At 76.8% G+C, this 19,015-nt stretch carries 13 protein-coding genes; 11 read left to right on the forward strand and 2 right to left on the reverse strand.

The features are described from left to right. Positions 1–27 precede the first annotated feature (27 nt). The 8 genes from CUT44_RS03655 to CUT44_RS03690 are packed head-to-tail and all read left to right on the forward strand — an operon-like array spanning position 28 to position 10,293. Positions 28–1,281, forward strand: a complete 1,254-nt coding sequence (locus CUT44_RS03655) for a glycosyltransferase (RefSeq protein ID WP_100200654.1) — start codon at positions 28–30, stop codon at positions 1,279–1,281. Next, on the forward strand, positions 1,278–2,861 hold the full coding sequence (locus tag CUT44_RS03660; RefSeq protein ID WP_100200655.1) for a sugar transferase: 1,584 nt from the start codon (positions 1,278–1,280) through the stop codon (positions 2,859–2,861). The genes CUT44_RS03655 and CUT44_RS03660 overlap by 4 nt, the downstream gene beginning before the upstream one ends. A 40-nt stretch (positions 2,862–2,901) precedes the next feature. Beyond that, complete coding sequence (locus tag CUT44_RS33760) at positions 2,902–4,410, forward strand: O-antigen ligase family protein (RefSeq protein WP_233221200.1); 1,509 nt, start codon at positions 2,902–2,904, stop codon at positions 4,408–4,410. After that, positions 4,407–6,101 carry a murein biosynthesis integral membrane protein MurJ gene (gene murJ, locus CUT44_RS33765; protein ID WP_332888246.1) on the forward strand — a complete coding sequence of 565 codons (1,695 nt, stop codon included), beginning with the start codon at positions 4,407–4,409 and terminating at the stop codon, positions 6,099–6,101. Before CUT44_RS33760 ends, murJ begins: the two co-directional genes overlap by 4 nt. Continuing rightward, positions 6,091–6,936, forward strand: coding sequence for a polysaccharide deacetylase family protein (locus tag CUT44_RS03675; RefSeq protein ID WP_199185591.1), 846 nt, complete (start codon positions 6,091–6,093; stop codon positions 6,934–6,936). Before murJ ends, CUT44_RS03675 begins: the two co-directional genes overlap by 11 nt. Then, positions 6,933–8,195 carry a glycosyltransferase gene (locus tag CUT44_RS03680; protein WP_100200657.1) on the forward strand — a complete coding sequence of 421 codons (1,263 nt, stop codon included), beginning with the start codon at positions 6,933–6,935 and terminating at the stop codon, positions 8,193–8,195. The genes CUT44_RS03675 and CUT44_RS03680 overlap by 4 nt, the downstream gene beginning before the upstream one ends. Further along, on the forward strand, positions 8,192–9,088 hold the full coding sequence (locus CUT44_RS33410; RefSeq protein ID WP_199185592.1) for a YveK family protein: 897 nt from the start codon (positions 8,192–8,194) through the stop codon (positions 9,086–9,088). The genes CUT44_RS03680 and CUT44_RS33410 overlap by 4 nt, the downstream gene beginning before the upstream one ends. 26 nt (positions 9,089–9,114) lie before the next feature. Next, a complete protein-coding gene (locus CUT44_RS03690; RefSeq protein WP_199185602.1) occupies positions 9,115–10,293 on the forward strand; it encodes a GNAT family N-acetyltransferase in 1,179 nt (392 codons plus the stop codon). A gap of 167 nt (positions 10,294–10,460) precedes the next feature. Here CUT44_RS03690 and CUT44_RS03695 read toward each other — a convergent pair whose 3' ends face one another. Continuing rightward, a complete protein-coding gene (locus CUT44_RS03695; protein WP_100200658.1) occupies positions 10,461–11,633 on the reverse strand; it encodes a glycoside hydrolase family 26 protein in 1,173 nt (390 codons plus the stop codon). A gap of 247 nt (positions 11,634–11,880) precedes the next feature. On the opposite strand from CUT44_RS03695, the gene CUT44_RS03700 reads away from it, so the two are divergent. The 3 genes from CUT44_RS03700 (at position 11,881) to CUT44_RS03710 (ending at position 17,490) form a co-directional block, all read left to right on the forward strand. After that, positions 11,881–13,209, forward strand: coding sequence for a carboxylate--amine ligase (locus tag CUT44_RS03700; protein ID WP_100200828.1), 1,329 nt, complete (start codon positions 11,881–11,883; stop codon positions 13,207–13,209). Positions 13,210–13,282: 73 nt separating this feature from the next. Further along, on the forward strand, positions 13,283–14,551 hold the full coding sequence (locus CUT44_RS03705; protein ID WP_100200659.1) for an NAD(P)-binding domain-containing protein: 1,269 nt from the start codon (positions 13,283–13,285) through the stop codon (positions 14,549–14,551). A 329-nt stretch (positions 14,552–14,880) separates the two neighbouring features. Then, on the forward strand, positions 14,881–17,490 hold the full coding sequence (locus CUT44_RS03710; RefSeq protein WP_233221219.1) for a glycoside hydrolase family 9 protein: 2,610 nt from the start codon (positions 14,881–14,883) through the stop codon (positions 17,488–17,490). Positions 17,491–17,608: 118 nt separating this feature from the next. Here CUT44_RS03710 and CUT44_RS03715 read toward each other — a convergent pair whose 3' ends face one another. Continuing rightward, complete coding sequence (locus CUT44_RS03715) at positions 17,609–18,454, reverse strand: putative protein N(5)-glutamine methyltransferase (RefSeq protein ID WP_233221201.1); 846 nt, start codon at positions 18,452–18,454, stop codon at positions 17,609–17,611. Between the last annotated feature and the right edge of the window lie 561 nt (positions 18,455–19,015).

Consider the following 19,015-nt stretch of genomic DNA (forward strand, 5'->3'; position numbering starts at 1 on the left):
GACCGGAATCGTGTGGGGAGTTGTCGCATGCCTGGGAACAGAACAGAGACGGAGCCGCGGACGGCGCGGACGGTGCTGCACCTGTCCCAGCCCGCCGGGAGCGGCGTGGCCCGGGTCGTCACCGACCTGGTGCGCGCCCAGACCGCCGCGGGACTGCGCGCCGTGGTGGCCTGCCCGCCCGGCGGCACACTGGGCCGGGACGCCGCCGCGGCCGGCGCCGAGGTGCTGGACTGGCCCGCGCGGCGCGCCCCGGGCCCGGACCTGTACCGGGAGACCGCCCGGGCCGCGCACCTGGTCCGGCACACCGCCCCCGACCTGGTGCACACGCACAGCGCCAAGGCAGGACTGGCCGGCCGGCTGGCCGTCCGCGGCCGGATCCCCACCGTCCACCAGCCGCACGCCTGGTCCTTCGAGGCGGTCGGCGGTACCACCGCCCTCCTCGCCCGGCGCTGGGAGCGGCTGGCGGCCCGCTGGGCGGACCGGGTGCTGTGCGTCAGCGAGGACGAGCGGCGGCGCGGTGCCGCGACGGGTGTGCGCGCCCGCTGGGCGGTGGTGCCCAACGGCGTGGACACCGAGCGCTTCCACCCGGCGGACGGTCCCGCCGGGGATGTCCGGGCCGCCGCCCGGGCCGTCCTGCCCGGGCTCGACGGGCTGCCGCCGGACGCCCCGCTGGTGGTCTGCGTCGGCCGGCTGTGCCGTCAGAAGGGCCAGGACGTCCTGCTGCGGGCCTGGCCCGAGGTGGCCGCCCGGGTCCCCGGCGCCCGGCTGGTCCTGGTCGGCGACGGCCCGGCCCGGCGGGCACTGGGCGCGGCGGCACCCGGAGGGGTGCTGTTCGCCGGGGCCGCCGCCGACCCGGCGCCCTGGTACGCGGCGGCCGACGCGGTGGTGCTGCCCTCCCGCTGGGAGGGCATGGCCCTCGTCCCGCTGGAGGCGATGGCCTGCGGACGCCCGGTGGTGGTGACCGACGTGGCCGGCGCCGCCGAGAGCCTTCCGCCGGGCGGTGCCGACCACTGCCTGGTCCCCCCGGACGACCCCGGCGCCCTGGCCGGCGCGCTGGCCGCCCTGCTGGCCGATCCGGAGCTGTGCGGCGGCCTGGGACGGCGGGCCCGCGAACACGTACGGGCCGCGCACGACGTACGGCGGACGGCGGCGCGGGTCATGGAGCTGTACGACGAGGTGCTGGCCGGACGGGCGGGCGGGCGGTCCGCCGCCCCGCCCGCCCGCCGGCCCCACCCCCGATCCCATTCCCAGTCCGCACCCATGGAGCGCACCAGGCGATGACCGCGGAGAGCACCGGGACATCCCATCCGAGCGGGGTCCTCACCCCGCCACCGTCCGCCGCCCGTCCGGCGGTGTCCGCGACCCCGCGGCGCGGCCCGTTCCCGGGGCGGATGCCGCCCCGGCCGCGCGGGCTCCGCCGCGGACACCGCACCGCCGCCCCCCTCGCGGCGGCCGACTGCCTGGCGGCGGTCGCGGCGGTCGCAGTGGTCGCGGCGGCCTCCGCCACGCCGGTCGCGCCGGTCCTGTGGGCCGCGCTGCCGGCGGCCGCGGTCGCGCTCAACGCGCACGGCGGCCTGTACCGCACGGCTCCGGCCGCCGTCGCGCTCGACGAACTGCCCGCCCTGTTCGGCAGGGCGGTGCTCGCCTGGTGCGTGGCGGCGGCGCTGCTCGCCGCCACCGCCCCCGGCCAGGCCCTGGACTGGGCGGCCCTGACGGTCGCGGTGTCGGCCCATACAGCGCTGGCCTGCGCGGCGCGCGGTACGGTCCGGTCGGCGCTGCGCCGGGCCGGCCGCCGCAGGCCCCGCTCCACCCTGGTGGTGGGCACCGGCCGGGCCGCCCGGCGGATCACCGCCGCCCTGCACGCCCACCCCGAATACGGCATGCGCCCGGTGGGCCTGGCCGATCCCGGCGGCGAGCCGGGCGCCGACTCCCTCCCGGACTCGCTCCCCGACTCCCTCCCCGACTCCCTCACCGATCCCTTTCCCGGGCCGGACGCCGGACCGGGCGCCGGACCGGACGGCGACATCCCCGTGCCGGTGCTCACCGGACAGGAGGACGTCGTCCGGGCCGCCGTCCAGAACGCCGTGCGGGACGTGGTGCTCACCCACGACCCCCGTTCCGACCCGGCGACCGCGGAACTCGTACCGCTCCTGGCGGCACTGGACTGCACCGTGTGGCTGGCCGGCCCGCCCGCCCTGCGCACCACCGGGCGGCTCCGCGGCGGCGACCACCTGTGGGGCTTCGCCTGCCGCCGGCTGGACCCGCCGCCCCGGCACCGCACCGGCACACCGCGCCGCAAACGCGCCCTGGACGTGGTGGTCGCCGCCGCCGCCCTGGTCGCCCTCGCGCCGCTGCTGCTGGCCTGCGCGCTCGCCGTGCGGATCGCCGACGGCCCCGGGGTGCTCTTCCGCCAGGAGCGTGTCGGACTGGCGGGCCGTCCGATCACCGTGCTGAAGTTCCGCACCCTGCGCCCGCGCGACGAGCACGAGTCGGCGACCCGGTGGTCCGTCGCCGACGACCGGCGGATGAGCCCGGTCGGCCGGGCGCTGCGCCGCACCTCGCTCGACGAGCTCCCGCAGCTGTGGAACGTCCTGCGCGGCGACATGAGCCTGGTCGGCCCGCGGCCCGAACGCCCTTACTTCGTCCAGCGGTTCAGCCGGCTCCATCCCGGCTACGCGGCCCGCCACCGGATGCCCGCCGGGATCACCGGGCTGGCCCAGGTGCACGGGCTGCGCGGCGACACCTCCATCGAGGACCGGGCGCGGTTCGACAACCACTACATCGACACCTGGTCGCTGTGGCAGGACGTCGGGCTCCTGCTGCGCACCGCCGGCTCCGTGCTCCGCCTGGGAGGGCGCTGAGGTGCCCCCGGCCACTCCGGCCGCTCCGGCCGCTCCGGCCGTGTACGGCCGGACTCGGGACGGGCTGCGGGACGAGCGGCGGGAAGGGCGGCCGGACCGATGGGGCAGCACCCCGGCCGGAGCACCGGGCCGGCTCCGGGCGGCCGCCGCCGCCCACTGGCCGGTGCTGCCCGTCCTCGCCACCGTCGCGCTGGTGTGCGTACCCGCCGGTACCGGGCCCGCCCCCGCCCCCGGTACCGCGGGTACGGGGGCCACCGCCGCGGACGCCGCCTCGGGGCTGCTGGTGCTGTGCTGCGCGCTGTCGGCGCTGCGCACCCGGAGCCGGCCCCTGGACCGTACGGCCGTCGTCGTGCTGGCGGTCCCCGCCGCGGCGTTCGCGCTGTCGGCCGTCACCGCCCGCGATCCGGTGGCCGCGCTGCCCGGCCTCGTACGGCTGCTCCAGGTCTTCGTGCTGGTGCCGGCCGCCCTGGTGCTGGTGCTGCGGTCGCGCCGGTGCGCCCGGCTGGTCCTCGCCGCCCTGGTGGCGGTCGCCCTGGTGCAGGGCGCGGTCGGCGTCCACCAGTACCTCACCGGGACCGGCGCCTCCTACCAGGGGGAGAACATCCGGGCCGTCGGCACCTTCGGGCCGCTGGACGTCATGGGGATGTCCTCGGCCGTCTCCTGCGGTGTCGTCGCGGCCCTGGCCCTCGGTCTGGCCCCGCCGCCCGGCACGTCCCGCCGGCTGCGGACCGCGGCGCTCGCGTCCTCGGCCGTCCTGCTGGTGCCGCTGGCGCTCTCCTTCAGCCGGGGGGCGTGGCTGTCCACCGCGGTGGCCGGTACGGCGGTGCTGTTCCTGGCGGGGACGCGGACGGCACTGCGCACCCTGGCCGCACTGCTGCTGGTGGTACTGCTGGCGGTGTCGCCGGCCGCCGGAGCGCTCCTGGCCGACGGCACGGGGACGGGCGGCGGGCAGCTCGCCCGGCGGGCGGGCAGCATCACCGAGGTGGCCGACGCCCCCGACAGTTCGGTGACCGACCGCTACACCCTGTGGGCCGCTTCCGTGGCGATGTGGCGCGCGGACCCGGTGACCGGGGTGGGGCCCCGGGGTTTCGCCGGACACCGCGACACCCATGCCTCCCTCGCGCTGTCCTCGGCGAGCGACACCGCCGGGGCCGGGCAGGACTTCCACCGCCAGCCGCTGCTCTCCCCGCACAACATGTACCTGCTCGTCCTGGCCGAGCAGGGGCTGGCCGGCGCCACCGCCGTCCTCGGCGGCTGGGCGGCGCTGCTGGTGCTCGGGGTGCGGCGGCTGCGCCGGGCCCGTGCGGTGGGCCCCGGACCGGGCGGCGGACCGGGCGGCGACCGGGGCACCGACTGCGGGCTGGCCGCGGTCGGCCTGCTGGTCCTGCACCTCACCGACTTCCTGTACGCCGACATCGGCGGTCCCTCCACCGTGCTGACCGCCGTGGCCTTCGGACTGGCCGCCTGGTGGGCCCTGGCGCCCGGCCGGGCGACCCGGGCGGTCCGGGGCGGCGGGGAACCCGCCGGGACGGGGGCGGACGCCAGGTGACCACCGCACCCACCGCGCCACCGCCGCCCCCCGGCCCGCACGCGGCGCCGGACCGGACACCGGGCGGGCGGTTCGTCGCCCGGGCCGCCGGCGCCACCGCCGTCCTGACGGCGGCGGGCTCCTTCCTCGGCCTGGTGCGGGACCAGACCGTCGCCCACCTGTTCGGGGCGGGCAGCGACACGGACGCGTTCCTGGTGTCCTGGACGGTTCCGGAGTTCGCCGCGACCCTCCTCATCGAGGACGCCATGGCGCTGGTGCTGATCCCCGCGTTCAGCCTCGCGCTCTCCCGCCGGGCCGCGGCACACGGCGGCGGACCGGCACCCGTTCCCGGCCCCGGCCCTGTTTGCGGCCCCGCCCCCGATCCCGTACGGAACCTGCTGGCGGCGACGCTGCCCCGGCTGCTGCTGGCACTGGCGTGCGCCGCCGGGACGGCCGCGCTCCTGGCCCCCCTGCTGGTGCGCGGCCTCGCGCCCGGACTGGCCGATCCCGCCCTGGCGGTGGAGTGCACCCGGCTGACCGCCCTGACCGTGCTGGGCTTCGGCACGGCCGGGTACTTCAGCGCGGCGCTGCGCGCCCACCGCAGCTTCGTTCCCCCGGCAGCCGTCTATCTGGCCTACAACCTGACGATCATTACCGCCGTCCTCGTCCTGCACGCCCGGTGGGGAGTGCGCGCCGCCGCGCTCGGGGTGGCCGCGGGCAGTGCCGCGATGGTCCTCGTCCAGCTCCCGGCGTTCTGGCGGCGGCTGCCCGTGCGCCCGGTCGTACGGCTGCCCGTGCGCCCGCGCCCGCGCCGCGGCGGGCGGCGGCGCGGCACCGGCCCGCGCGCGGCGGCGCTGGTGGGCGGCGCGGTGCTCGCGCCGGTGGCCGTCTTCGCCCTCTCCCGCCAGTCCCAGGTGCTCGTCGAGCGCTTCCTGGCCTCCTCGCTGCCGCCCGGCGCCATCTCGCACCTGAACTACGCCCAGAAGGTCGCCCAACTGCCCATGACCTTCTCCCTGCTGCTGTGCACCGTCACCTTCCCGCTGGTCGCCCGGGCCATGGCCGACGGCCGGACGGAACGGGCCAGGGCCCGGGTGGAGCGGGACCTGGTGCTGGCCGCCCTGGTGGTGCTGCTCGGCGCCGCGTACGTGGTCGCCTATGCCCCCCAGATCATCGGACTCCTCTTCCAGCGCGGGGCGTTCGGCGCGGCGGACACCGCCGCCACGGCCTCGGTCATGCGGGTGTACGCCCTCGGCCTGCTCGGCCACTGTCTGGCCGGTGCCCTGGTGCGGCCGTTCTTCGCCGCCGCCCGGCCCGTCTGGTACCCGGCCGGGGCGATGGCCGCCGGCCTGCTGCTGACGGTCGTGGCCGGGGCGCTGGCCGCTCCCCGCTGGGGTGTCCACGGCATCGCCGCGGCCAACGCCGCCGGGATCACCGTCACCGCGCTGCTGCTCCTGTACGGCCTGGGCGCCCGGGTGCTCCCCGTCCGGGTGGGCCGGGTGGCGTCCGGCCTGGGCCGGCTGGTCCTGGCCGCCGCGGCCGCCTGCGCGGCCGGCTGGACCGCGGCCCCGCTCGTCCCCGCCCCGCTCCCCACCGCCCTGGCCGGCTGTCTGCTCGTCCCGGCCGTCTTCACCGCCGTGGCGCTCGCCGTCCGCGCCCCCGAAGTACCCCAGCTGCTCACCGCCGTCACACGAAGGTTCCGACATGTCCGCTGACCCGACGTCCGTACCCGCCCCGTTCGCCACCCCGTACGCCGTGCGGTCCGCCACTCCGGGCCGGCCCCGCCCGGCACGCCCCTGGCTGCTGATGTACCACTCGGTGGCCGAGCACACCGAGGACCCCTACGGTGTCACCGTCTCGCCGGACCGGCTGGACCGCCAGCTGCGCTGGCTGCGGCGGCGCGGCCTGCGCGGCGTGGGGGTGGGCGAGCTGCTGCGCGAGCGCGCCGCCGGACGGGGCGCCCGGCTGGTCGGCCTGACCTTCGACGACGGCTACGCCGACTTCATCGGGGAGGCCGTGCCGCTGCTGCGCCGCCACGACTGCACCGCGACCGTGTTCGTCCTGCCCGGCCGGCTCGGCGGCGGCAACGAGTGGGACCCGCTCGGTCCCCGCAAGCCGCTGCTGACCGAGGCCGGCGTCCGGGCCGCGGTCGGCGCCGGAATGGAGATCGGCTCCCACGGGATGCTCCACATCGAGCTGACCGGGATCGGCGACGAGGCCCTGCGGCGCGAGACCGAGGGCAGCCGACGGCTGCTGGAGGAGCTCACCGGACGCCCCGTACCGGGTTTCTGCTACCCCTACGGCACCGTCGACCGCCGGGTGGCGCGGGCCGTGCGCGCGGCGGGTTACGAATACGCCTGCGCCATCGACCCCGGCCCGCTGACCGGGACGTACGCCCTGCCCCGGGTGCACGTCGGCGAGGCGGACACCGCCTGGCGGCTGTACGCCAAACGGCTGCTGCACCCGCTGCGCCGCCGCCCCGTGCCCGGCCCCGCCGCCCCGTCGGCCGCCGGCGGCTTCCGCACCGGGCTCACCGGGGCCGGCCGATGAGGGTGCTGCACGTCATCACCGGGCTGGGCGCGGGCGGCGCCGAACAGCAACTGCGGCTGCTGCTGCGCCGGCTGCCGATCTGCTGCGACGTCGTCACCCTCACCAACCCCGGCGCGGTCGCCGCCGGCATCGAGGCCGACGGCACCGCGGTCACCTGTCTGGGCATGCGCGGCAACCGCGATCTGGCCGCCCTGCCCCGGCTGGTGGAGCTGATCCGCGCCGGGCGCTACGACATCGTCCACACCCATCTGTACCGGGCCTGTGTCTACGGCCGTCTCGCCGCCCGGCTGGCCGGGGTGCGGACCGTGGTCGCCACCGAGCACTCGCTGGGCGAGCGGCTGATCGAGGGCCGCCCGCTCACCCCTGGGGTACGCGCCCTGTACCTGGCCACCGAGCGGCTGGGCAGCACCACCGTCGCGGTCTCCGCCACCGTCGCCGCCCGGCTGCGGTGCTGGGGTGTGCCCGGCTCCCGGATCCGGGTCGTCCCCAACGGCATCGACGCCGCGCGCTTCCGCTTCGACCCCATCGCGCGGGCGGCCGTGCGCACCCGGCTGGAACTGCCCGCCCACGCCCTGGTGGTCGGCGGTGTCGGCCGACTGGTGCCCGGCAAGCGCTTCGACGTGGCGCTCCGGGCCGTCGCGCGGCTGCCCGGGGCCCATCTGGTCCTGGCCGGCGACGGCCCGGAGCGGTCCCGGCTGTGGCGGCTGGCCCACCGGCTCGGCATCGCCGAGCGCGTCCGGCTGCTGGGGGAGTGCGGGGGAGCGGTGGGGGGCGGGGACGGCGCCGGACCGGGCGCCGGGCCGGACATCCCCGGGCTGCTCAGCGCCATGGACGTCTTCGTCTCGCCGTCCGCCGAGGAGTCCTTCGGGCTGGCCGTGCTGGAGGCGCTGGCGGCCGGGCTGCCCGTACTCCATGTGACCTGCCCGGCGATCGACGAACTGCCCGCCGGCCAGGCGCCCGGGGCGCACCGTGTGCGGCCGGGGGCGGAGAGCCTGGCGGCGGCGCTGCGGGAGCCGTCGTCGGTACCGGCCGGGCGGCGCCGCGCGCCGGTCTGCGAGGCCGTGCGCCGCTACGACGCCGCGCGCGGTGCCGATCTGCTCATGGACCTGTACGAGGACCTCCACGGGCGCAGCGCCGAGCGCACGCTCACCCTGCGCCTGCCCGTCCTGCCCGCACCGGCGAACCCGGCGAGAACCCCGCCGAAGACACCGAAGACACCGAAGACACCGCCGAAGACGACGACGAGGACGAAGAGGTGAGCACCGCATTGACCGGACGGCCCACTGCCCAGCCCACGGAGCCCGCGGACCGGCCCACGGAGCCCGCCCGGTACGCCGGCCCGTCACGGCTCCCACGCCCCGCCTGGTGGCCACTGGCGCTGGGCGCCCTGCTGGGGCTGCTCGGCGGGGCGGCCTACGGGACGCTCGCCACCCCCCGGTACACCGCGACCAGCTACGTGGTCGTCGTCCCCGGTGAGCGGTCCGACGCGACGGCGGCCCTCGGCTTCGCCCAGGCGTACGGCCGGGTCGCCACCGAGGGCACCGTCCTGGCGGCGGCGGGGGAGAAGGCGGGGACGCCGCCGCACGAACTGCGGAGCGCCGTACGGGCGGTGACCTCACCGGACGCCCCCATGGTGGAGATCACCGGGACCGCCTCCCACCCCGACCGCGCCGCGGCCGTCGCCAACGCGGTGGCCGACGCACTGACCCGAACCGGCAACCGGGCCGCCGACGGCACCGGGGTGCGGTTGTCGTCGTTCTCCTCGGCGTTCGCCCCCGACGAGCCCACCTCGCCCTCCCCGTCGCTCGCCGCCGCCGTGGGCGGCTGCGCCGGAGGGCTCGTCGGAGCCCTCGCCCTCCTCGCCGCGCCGCGCCCCCGCCGGCCGGCGGCGCTCCCCGGCGTACCGGCCCCGGCCCCCGGCCCCGACCACCGCGGGACCGTACCGCCGGTGCCCGCCGCGGCGCGCACCGATACGCGCACCGGCACCGCGGCGGACCGGAACGGGGCGGACCGGGGCACGGCGGGTGACCCCGTACCCGCCACCGCCTCCACCACAGCCGCATCCGCCGCCGCACCCGCCGCACCCGCCGCCGCGTCCGCGGCGAAAGCGCGGGGCGGAAGCGGGCAGCGCACCCGCCGGACCGTCCGGTGACCGGCTCGGCACCCCCCGCGGCGGCCCTGCCCGCGAACGCCCCGCCCGCGCACGGTCCGGAACCGTCCGCCGCCCTGTCCGCGACCCTGTGCCGCGACCCGGCGCGCTTCGCGGCCCTGGGTCCGCGGTGGGCGGACCTGTACCGGCGCTGCCGCGCCGCGACCCCCTTCCAGACACACCCCTGGCTGCACTCGTGGTGGCTGTCCTACGGCCTGCCCGGGCGGCTGCGCCTGGTGCTGGTGCACCGGGCCGGACAACTGGTCGGCGCCGCGCCGCTGATGCTGGCCTTCCGGCCGTTCCCCGTCCTGGTTCCGCTGGGCACGGGCATCTCCGACCACTGCGACGTGCTGCTGGACGACTCCTGCGCCGACGCCGCGGCCGCCGCGCTCGCCGCGGGGCTGCGCCGGGCGGCCCGTACCGCCGTGGTGGATCTGCGGGAGGTGCGTCCCGGGGGCTGTGCCGAGCGGCTGTACCGGCACTGGTCCGGCCCCCGGCGCGAACTGGCGGACTCGGTGTGCCTGGAGCTCCCCGGCCTCCCCCCGGACGGGCTGCTCGCCCGGCTGCCCCGCACCAGTGCCCGCAGGCTGCGCCGCAAGGTCCGCCGGCTCGACCGCGCGGGCGTCGAACACCGGGCGGTGCCCGCCGGGGAGGTGCCCGCCGCGGTCGCCGGGCTGCTGCGGCTGCACGTCCTGCAGTGGCGGGGCCGCGGGATCACCCCCGAGCATCTCAGAGCGCGCTTCGCGGGGCATCTGGTCCGGGCCCTGACCGCGATGGTGCGCGACGGCACGGCCCGGGTCACCGAGTACCGGCTGGACGGCAGGGTGGTGGCCGCCGACGCCGTCCTGCTCTCGGGGGACTTCCTGGGCGGCTACCTCCACGGCGCCCACCCCGGGCTGCGCGCCCGGGTCGACGTCTCCGCCATGCTGCTGCGGCACGACGCGGAGTACGCCGCCGCGACCGGCCGCGGGGTGATCGGCCTGCTGCGCGGCACCGAACCGTACAAGCTCCACTGGCGGCCCGAGGCCGTCACCAACCGGCGGCTGCTGCTGGCCCGTCCCGTCATGGCCCCGGCCCTGCGGCTCCGCGCCGCCGGGCGGGCCGCCCGCGTCCGGCTGGCCGGGGCGGTACGCGGCCGGGGCCCGGTGCCGGGCGTCTGGTGGGTCCGGCTGAACCGCTGGCGCGCGCTCCTGGCCGGGGCGCGGTGAGGGCGGTACGCGCCCCGGCGTCCGGGCGGCCCGGCGGGCGGGCCACCCGGACGGGCGCCCTCGTCAGGCGGCCGGAAGCCGTACGCGGCCGTCCCCGCCCGGGCCCGCGGCCGGGGCGGCCGGCGGGCGTGCCGGGGCGGCGAGCGGTACGCGCCCCGGTCGGCACGTCACCGGCCGCCTTCCCGCGAGAGGATCACGCACAGCCGCCGTCCGCCGAACCAGGCGCCCAGCCAGTCCTCCAGGTCCAGGCAGTACTCCGGCCGGCCGGGCCGGGGCGGCCTACCGGGCCCCGGCCGCAGCGCCGACCGGAACACCGCGGCGGACCGCGGATGCTCCGCGCAGCGCCACACCCCGTGCGGGCAGTAGTCGCTGATGGTGTGGTAGAGCGGCTTCTGCTCCTCGATCCACTCCAGCATGCGGCGCATGTACTCGGGATTGTCGCCCCGGCGGAACAGCCCCCACTCGGGGTAGGAGACCGGCTTCCCGCGCGCGGCGGCGAACTCCACCTGGTGCCGCAGACCGTAGGGCTGGTTCACCTGGTCGTCGAAGGTCTCGCCGGGCGGCTGGTCGTAGGAGTCCATTCCGACGATGTCCACCACGTCGTCCCCCGGGTAGCACTCCGTCCAGCCGACGGCGTCCCTCCCGCGGCTGGGAGCGAAGTCGAAACGGAACTCCTGCCCGGGCACCGACCGCATGGCGGTGACGACGCGCCGCCAGTACGCCTTCCACGCCTTCGGGTCCGGCGCGCAGCGGTGGGTGTAGGTGGTGCCGTTCATCTCCCAGCCCAGCACGATCACCGTGTCGGGCACGCCCAGCGAGACCAGCCGCCCGGCCAGGGTGCGGAAGTGGTGGTCGAAGTCGCCCCCGGCCCCCCTGGCGAGCAGCCGGCGCACCTCGTGGTCGGGCACGTTCTCCTCGTTGCGCTCCTGCATCGGCACGTTGAGCACGAACAGCCGGTCGTCCTCGGCCCGCCGCCACTGCGCCCAGGGCCGCAGGAAGCCGGGCCGGCCCTCGATGTTCACCCAGCGGTCGCCCGGCAGGTAGGTGTGCCCCACGCGCAGGCGCGTGCCGCCGAGCCACTTCTGCAGTCCGGCGATCCGCCGGACCCCTTCGGAGTCCGAGCCGAGGAAGGCGCCCACGGCGGTGCCGGACGACGCCCGCGGCGGGCGGGGCCGCGGGCCGTCCTCCCGCAGCACGTCGGTCGCCAGGGCGCCGCCCGCGACGAGCGCTCCGGCGACGGCGGCCCCGACGCAGGCGGTCGTCAGCCTCCGGCGCCGCGCGGGTGCCGCCGGCCTGCGGTGCCGTCCGGCCCCGCGCGGTCCGCCGTGTCGTTGGCGCATGGTGTCTCCTTGCCGCTTCACCGGAACCCTTCTCGCGCCCTCCCCGCCCCCGCGCGAATTCCCCCCGGAATTCAGACACTAATCGGAGGATCTGCGGAATCGGCCGCCCGACTGCTTTCTGATAACCCGTTCGCTGTTTTCGTCGCCCGCTCGGACCAGTGGGCCGGAGAAGCTCCGGGGCGCCACCGGCGTCCCGCCGGAAAACCGTCCGGAAACCACCAGGGAGAACCGAGGAATTCCCGTGTCCATGCCGCCACCGCTCGACACCGACGTACCCGTACTGCTGCTGAGACTGGATCAGAACCCCTTTCACCACGGCACCCTGGGGGCCATCAGGTCCCTGGGCCGGGCCGGTGCCGAGGTGCACGCCGTCGTGGAGTCCCCGTACGGCCCCATCAGCCGCTCCCGCCATCTGAGCCGGGGGCACCGGCTGCCGGTGGACGGCGGGTACGGCGACCGCCTCCCGTCCGGCACCGGCACCGGTGGTGCGGTGCCGGTGCCGGACGGGAGGCTCGAGCAGACGCTCCGCCGGATCTCCGACCGCATCGGCCGGCCGGCCGCCCTGATCCCGATGGACGATCTGGGTGCCATCGCCGCCGCCCGGCTCGCCGCTCGGCTCGCCGGGCGCTTCCTGCTGCCCGCCCAGCCGCCCGGACTGCCGCGACGGGTGGCCGACAAGGCGGAACTCGCCCGGCTGTGCCGGGAGTTGGGCGTACCGCACCCGCCGACCGTGGTGCCGCGCAGCGCCGGTGAGGCGGCCGCCGCCGCGGCGGAACTGGGGCTGCCCCTGGTGGCCAAGTGGAGCCGCCCCTGGCTGCTGCCCGGCGGCAGCGGACTGCGCAGCACCACCGTGGTCACCACGGCCGGCCAGGCCCGTGACCTGTACACGCGTACCGCGCAGGCGGGCTGTCCGCTGCTGCTCCAGCGGCGGGTGCCCGGCGGCCGGGGCACCGACTGGTTCTTCCACGGCTGCTTCACCGGTGACGGGAACTGCCCGGTCGGTGGCGCCGGTCGCAAGGAACGGGCCTGGCCGGTGGACGCGGGGCTGACGGCCGTCGGACGGTGGCTGCCGAACCCCGAGGTGGAACGGGCCGCCCACCGGCTGGCCCGGCACCTGGGCTACCGGGGCATCCTCGATCTGGACTTCCGGTTCGACGCCGCCACCGGCACCTACCAGCTGCTCGACTTCAATCCGCGCCCCGGCGCCCAGTTCCGGCTGTTCGCCGACCGGTCCGGGCTGGACGTCGTACGGGCCCTGCACCTGGATCTCACCGGGCGGCCCGTTCCCCCGATCGACCCCGTGCCGGGCCGGACGTTCGTGGTGGAGAACTACGCCCTGCTGTCCTCGCTGTCCTCACAGCCGGGGCCGCCCGCCGCCCGGCGCGCCCGTACGCACCCGGACGGGAACGCCCGCCGGGACACGGAGACCGCCTGGTTCGCCCCCGACGACCCGGCTCCCTTCCTGGCCATGACCGCCGCCTGGCTCGGACAGGGCGGCTGGAAGGCGTTGCGGCGCACCCGGCAGCGCGTACTGCGCCCGCCCCGGCAGCGCCCGGCCGTGCCGGAGCCGTCCTGACGCCGCCGCCGGAGCCGGCGGCCCCGGTGCCCCCAACGACACCCTCCCGCACGACAAGAGAGCAGGAACGACCATGTACGACCTGGTAGTGGTGGGCGCGGGCCCCTACGGACTGTCGATCGCGGCCCACGCGGCGGCGGCCGGACTCACCGTGCGCACGTTCGGCAGGCCGATGGCCTCCTGGCGGGACCACATGCCCGAGGGGATGTTCCTGAAGTCCGAGCCCTGGTCCTCCAACCTGTCCGACCCGGCCGGGAAGCACACCCTGGCCGCCTACTGCGCCGGGCGGGGGCTGCGCGCCGAGCACGGCAGGCCGCTGCCGCTCGACGTCTTCACCGACTACGGACTGTGGTTCGGCGAGCGGGCCGTACCACGGGTCGACGAGGAGCGGGTCGTCTGCGTGCGGCGCGGACCGGACGGCTTCCTGGTGGAGACGGCGGAGGGCGTCGCGCACGGGGCGCGGACCGTCGCCCTGGCGGTCGGGGTGATGCCGTTCGTCCACGTCCCCGGGACGCTGGGCGCGCTGCCCCGCGAGCTGGCCACGCACAGCAGCCACCACCGCGACCTGTCCGTCTTCCGGGGCCGGGACGTCACGGTGCTCGGTGCCGGGCAGGCGGCCCTGGAGACCGCCGCGCTGCTGGCCGAGTGCGGTGCCCACCCCCGGGTGGTGGCCCGCGCGGACCACGTCGACTGGAACACCCCGCCGCAGCCCCTGCGGCGGGGCCCGCTGCGCTCGCTGCGCGATCCGCACAGCGGGCTGGGTACCGGCTGGTCCAGCTGGGTGTGGGCCGAGCTGCCCTGGGCGGTGCGCCGGCTGCCCGGCGGGCTGCGGGCGCGGATCGCCGGCACGGCCCTGGGCCCGGCCGGGGCCTGGTGGCTGCGCGACCGCGTCGAGAGCAGGATCCCGGTACTGCTCGGGCACCGGCTGCGGGCGGCGGCGGAGACCGGCGGGACGGTGCGGCTGACCCTGGAGAGCAGCCGGGGGACGGTCACCGAGCTGGAGACCGACCATGTGGTGGCCGCCACCGGCTTCCGGCCGGACGTCGGACGGCTGGAGCTGCTGGACCCGGCCGTCCGCGATGTACTGCGGACGGCGGGCACGAGCCGGGCGCCGGAGGTGGGCGGCTGCTTCGAGTCCTCCCTGCCGGGGCTGTTCTTCGCCGGGCTGCTCACGGCGCCGTCCTTCGGCCCCGCCATGCGGTTCGTCCACGGGGCCGGTTTCACGGCGGAGCGGCTGGTGCGCGGAGTGCGGCGGCGGCTGGCCGCGCGGCCGCCCGCCACCCGGCTTCCCGTGCCCGGCACCCGCACCCGCCACTCCCGCGCCGCCGCCCCGCTGGGCTGAGGTCCTCCGCGGGAGGCCGCGGGCCCGGCCGCCGTACGGCGCCGTACGGCGGCCGGGCCCGCGGCCGGTCACAGCCGGAGCGGTGGGACGGTGGACCGACCGGCGCGCGGATCTGTTCGTGCCGTCGCGCATCTTGACGCCCCGTGCCGCGCACCCCACGATGCATGGGAGCGCTCCCACCCCCCACGTCGGAGCGCTGTCCCGGCATGTTGTCGCACCGTTCCCTGCCCGTTCCCCCACGCCGGAAGGACCGAACTGTGACATCCCATCCGTCCCGTCAGCCCCATGCGTCGGGCCCGCCACGCCGCGGCAGGCGCCGCGCGCCGGTCGTGCTGGCCGTCGCCGGACTGCTGGCCGGCGCCTTGTCCGTGCCCGTCCTCGCGGCCGAGTCGGCGCCCGGCCCCGAGCTGATCACCAACGGCGACTTCGCCGCCGGCACCACCGGATGGTGGTCCACGGAGAACAGCCCCGCGGACGTCGTCGACGGGCGGCTGTGCGCCGAGGTCCCCGCCGGCACCCAGAACCCGTGGGACGCCATCGTCGGACAGAACGACCTCCCCCTCACCCTCGGTGAGGGCTACGAGCTGTCCTACACCGCGAGCGCCACCTCGCCGGTCACCATCCGCACCAACGTGCAGATGGCCGTCGAACCGTGGTCCACGGAGCTCGCCGCGCCGGACCAGATCACCGCGGAGGCCCAGACCTTCACCCACGTCTTCACCGCCAAGGCCGACCACGAGGCCGCCCAGCTGGCCTTCCAGATCGGCGGCAGCGACGAGGCGTACACCTTCTGCGTGGACGACGTCTCGCTGCGCGGCGGCGCCGAGCCGCCCAGGTACGAGCCCGACACCGGCTCACCGGTGCGGGTCAACCAGGTCGGCTACCTCACCGAGGGCCCCAAGAGCGGCACCTTCGTGACGGAGAAGACCGAGCCGCTGACCTGGACCCTGAAGGACGCCGACGGCGAGGAGCAGGCGTCCGGGACCACCGAGCCCCAGGGCACCGACCCGACCTCGTTCCAGAACGTCCACACCTTCGACTTCGATGACTTCACCGAGGCCGGCGAGGGCTACACGGTCAGCGTCGACGGCGAGACCAGCGAGCCGTTCGACATCGGGAACGACCTGTACTCGTCGCTGCGCTCGGACGCGCTCGCGTACTTCTACCACAACCGCAGCGGCATCGAGATCGAGGCCGATCTCGTCGGCGAGGAGTACGCCCGCCCGGCCGGCCACGTGGGCGTGGAGCCCAACCAGGGCGACCTCGAGGTGCCCTGCCAGGAGGGCGTGTGTGACTACACCCTCGATGTCTCCGGCGGCTGGTACGACGCCGGTGACCACGGCAAGTACGTCGTCAACGGCGGCATCTCCGTGGCGCAGGTGATGTCCAACTTCGAGCGCACCCTCACCGCCGAGAACGCCGACGGCAGCGCCCTCGGCGACGGTGAGCTGCGGGTGCCCGAGCGCGGCAACGGCGTCCCGGACGTCCTGGACGAGGCCCGCTGGCAGATGGACTTCCTGATGAAGATGATGGTGCCCGAGGGCGAGGAGCTCGCCGGCATGGCGCACCACAAGATCCACGACCGGGAGTGGACGGGTCTGCCGCTGCTGCCGCACGAGGACCCGCAGCCCCGCGAACTGCACCCGCCGTCCACCGCCGCCACCTTGAACGTGGCCGCCTCCGCCGCGCAGTGCGCCCGCCTGTTCGAGGAGTACGACGCGGACTTCGCCGCCCGCTGCCTGGAGGCGGCCGAGACCGCCTGGGCCGCCGCCAAGGCGAACCCGGACATGCTCGCCGACCCCAACGACGGCACCGGCGGCGGCGCCTACAGCGACAACGAGGTCAGCGACGAGTTCTACTGGGCCGCGGCCGAGCTGTTCGTCACCACCGGCAAGGACACCTACCGCCAGGAGGTCCTGAACTCCGAGCTGCACGGCGACGCCGAGGCCGTCTTCCCGCGCGGCGGCATGTCCTGGGGCGCGACCGCCGGTCTGGGCGCCCTGAGCCTGGCCACCGTGCCCAACGACCTCACCGACGCCCAGCTGCGGCAGGTGCGCGGGATGGTCACCGAGGCCGCCGACGGTTACGCCGCCGACTCCCGCGGTGCCGCCTACGGCGTGCCCTACGCCCCGGAGGGCAACCACTACGTGTGGGGCTCCAACAGCCAGGTGCTCAACAACATGATCGTCCTGGCCACCGCGCACGACCTGACCGGCGAGACCGCCTACCGCGACGCGGTGCTGCGCGGCCTGGACTACCTGCTGGGCCGCAACCCGCTCAACCAGTCCTACGTCACCGGCTACGGCGAGCGCGACTCCCGCAACCAGCACCACCGGTTCTGGGCCAACCAGCTCGACGCCGACCTGCCCAACCCGGCACCCGGCTCGGTCGCGGGCGGCCCGAACGTCGAGATCCAGGACCCGGTCGCCCAGGACAAGCTCCAGGGCTGCGCCCCGGCGATGTGCTACATCGACCACATCGAGTCCTGGGCCACCAACGAGATCACCATCAACTGGAACGCCCCGCTGGCCTGGATCGCCTCCTACGTGGACGACCTCGGCCAGGGCGGCGACCAGGGCGGGAACCCCGGTGAGGAGCCGGGCGAGGACCCGGACGAGACGGCCTCCTGCGAGGTCGAGTACGCCTCGAACCGCTGGGGCGGCGGCTTCAGCAGCACGGTGACCGTGCGGAACACCGGTGTCGCCACGCTCAGCGGCTGGGAGCTGGCCTGGGCCTTCCCCGACGACCAGAAGATCACCCAGGCCTGGAGCGCCGAGGTGACCCAGACGGGCCGTGACGTCGTGGCCAAGCCCGCGCAGTGGAACACCAGCATCCCGATGGGCACGACCGTGAGCTTCGGCTTCAACGGCACGGCCGGCGGCCAGGCGGCCGACCCGGCGTCCTTCTCCCTGAACGGGCAGAAGTGCACGGTGAAGTGAGGTGACCTGACACACCGCACCGCACCGCCGGAACCGCTCCGGACCGCCTGACAGGAGGGCCGGGACACCCTGCGAGGGGTGTCCCGGCCCTCCGCCGTGCCCGGTCGGCCGTGCCCGGTCATCCCGCGCCGGCCGGCCGGGTGCCGACGACGACGGTGGCCTCCAGTTCCTCGCAGCCGGCCACCTCGGGGACCAGTCCGCCGCGGGCGACGGCCGCCGCCGTCCGGGCCGCCTGGTGCCCGCCCGTCTCGACCAGCAGCCGTCCGCCCGGTGCCAGCCACCGCCGGGCGGCGGCGATCACCCGCCGCTGCACGGCCAGCCCGTCCGTACCGCCGTCGAGCGCCGTACGGGGCTCGTGCACCCGGGCCTCCGGGGGCAGCAGCCCGAGCTCCCCGGTGGGCACGTAGGGGGCGTTGGCGATCAGCACCCCGACCCGGCCGCGCAGCGTGGCCGGCAGCGGGGCGTACAGGTCCCCCTCGTACACCCGGCCGCCGAAGGGGGCGACGTTGCGGCGGGCGCACCGCACCGCGGCCGGATCGATGTCGGCGGCGTGCAGTCCGACGGGCACCCCGTCCCGCTTCAGCACGGCGGCCAGTGCGGCGCCCAGCGCGCCGGAGCCGCAACACAGGTCGACCACGACGGCGCGGGCCGGACCGGAGGACCCGCCGGAGTCCCGGCGGGTCAGGGCGGCGGCGGTACGGACGAGGAACTCGGTGCGGCGCCGGGGCACGAACACCCCCGGATCCACGGCGATCCGCAGCCCGCAGAACTCCGCCCACCCCAGCACGTGCTCCAGCGGCAGGCCGGCGACCCGCCGCTCCACCATGGCTGCCAGTTCGTCCGGGGTGCGGGCCGCGGCGATCAGCAGCCGCGCCTCCTCCTCGGCGAAGACACAGCCCCCGGCCCGGAGCCGGCCGACGACGGCGGACGGGGACAGCGGGGAAGGTGGGGATGGTGGGGACAACGGGGAAGCGGGGGAGGAGGAAGAGGAAGACGACACGGTGGCCTTTCGGGATGCCGAAGGGCGCTCTCCGGGCCGCCTACGCCGAGGGGGCCGCGGGGGAGGGAGACGGGAGCGCCCGGTTGGACCTGGCGTTGATGGGTCTCACCTCCCGGTGCTGTGCGTCCACTGCGGTTGACCCGATCACCCTAACCGACGGGAGACGGGGACGTCACCGTGCGGAACACCGGGCCGCGGACGTCCCCCTCCGGTACCTCCCCGGCCTTCTCGTACGGCCGTACCCGCGCGGGCGGCGGGACCGTCCCGGCCGCTGTCCGGTGGTGGCCGCCGAAGCCGGCCGGCGCGTACGCTGCCGACACGGCGCCGGTACCCCCGGGCCCGCAGGGCGCGCCGCACGGCGGACTCGCCGATGTCCTCGGGCGGTACCTCCCAGGCGGCCAGACGGCCGAACCTGTCCGGTCCGGCCGGTTCCCCCGCCCGGGGACCGGACCCGCCGCGCGGCGGGTCGGCGGAAGCGGTCCGGGGTAACGATGCAGGGCACCCGGCCACCCGGGGAGCCGTCCG

Source organism: Streptomyces carminius (assembly GCF_002794255.1).
GTDB lineage: Bacteria > Actinomycetota > Actinomycetes > Streptomycetales > Streptomycetaceae > Streptomyces > Streptomyces carminius.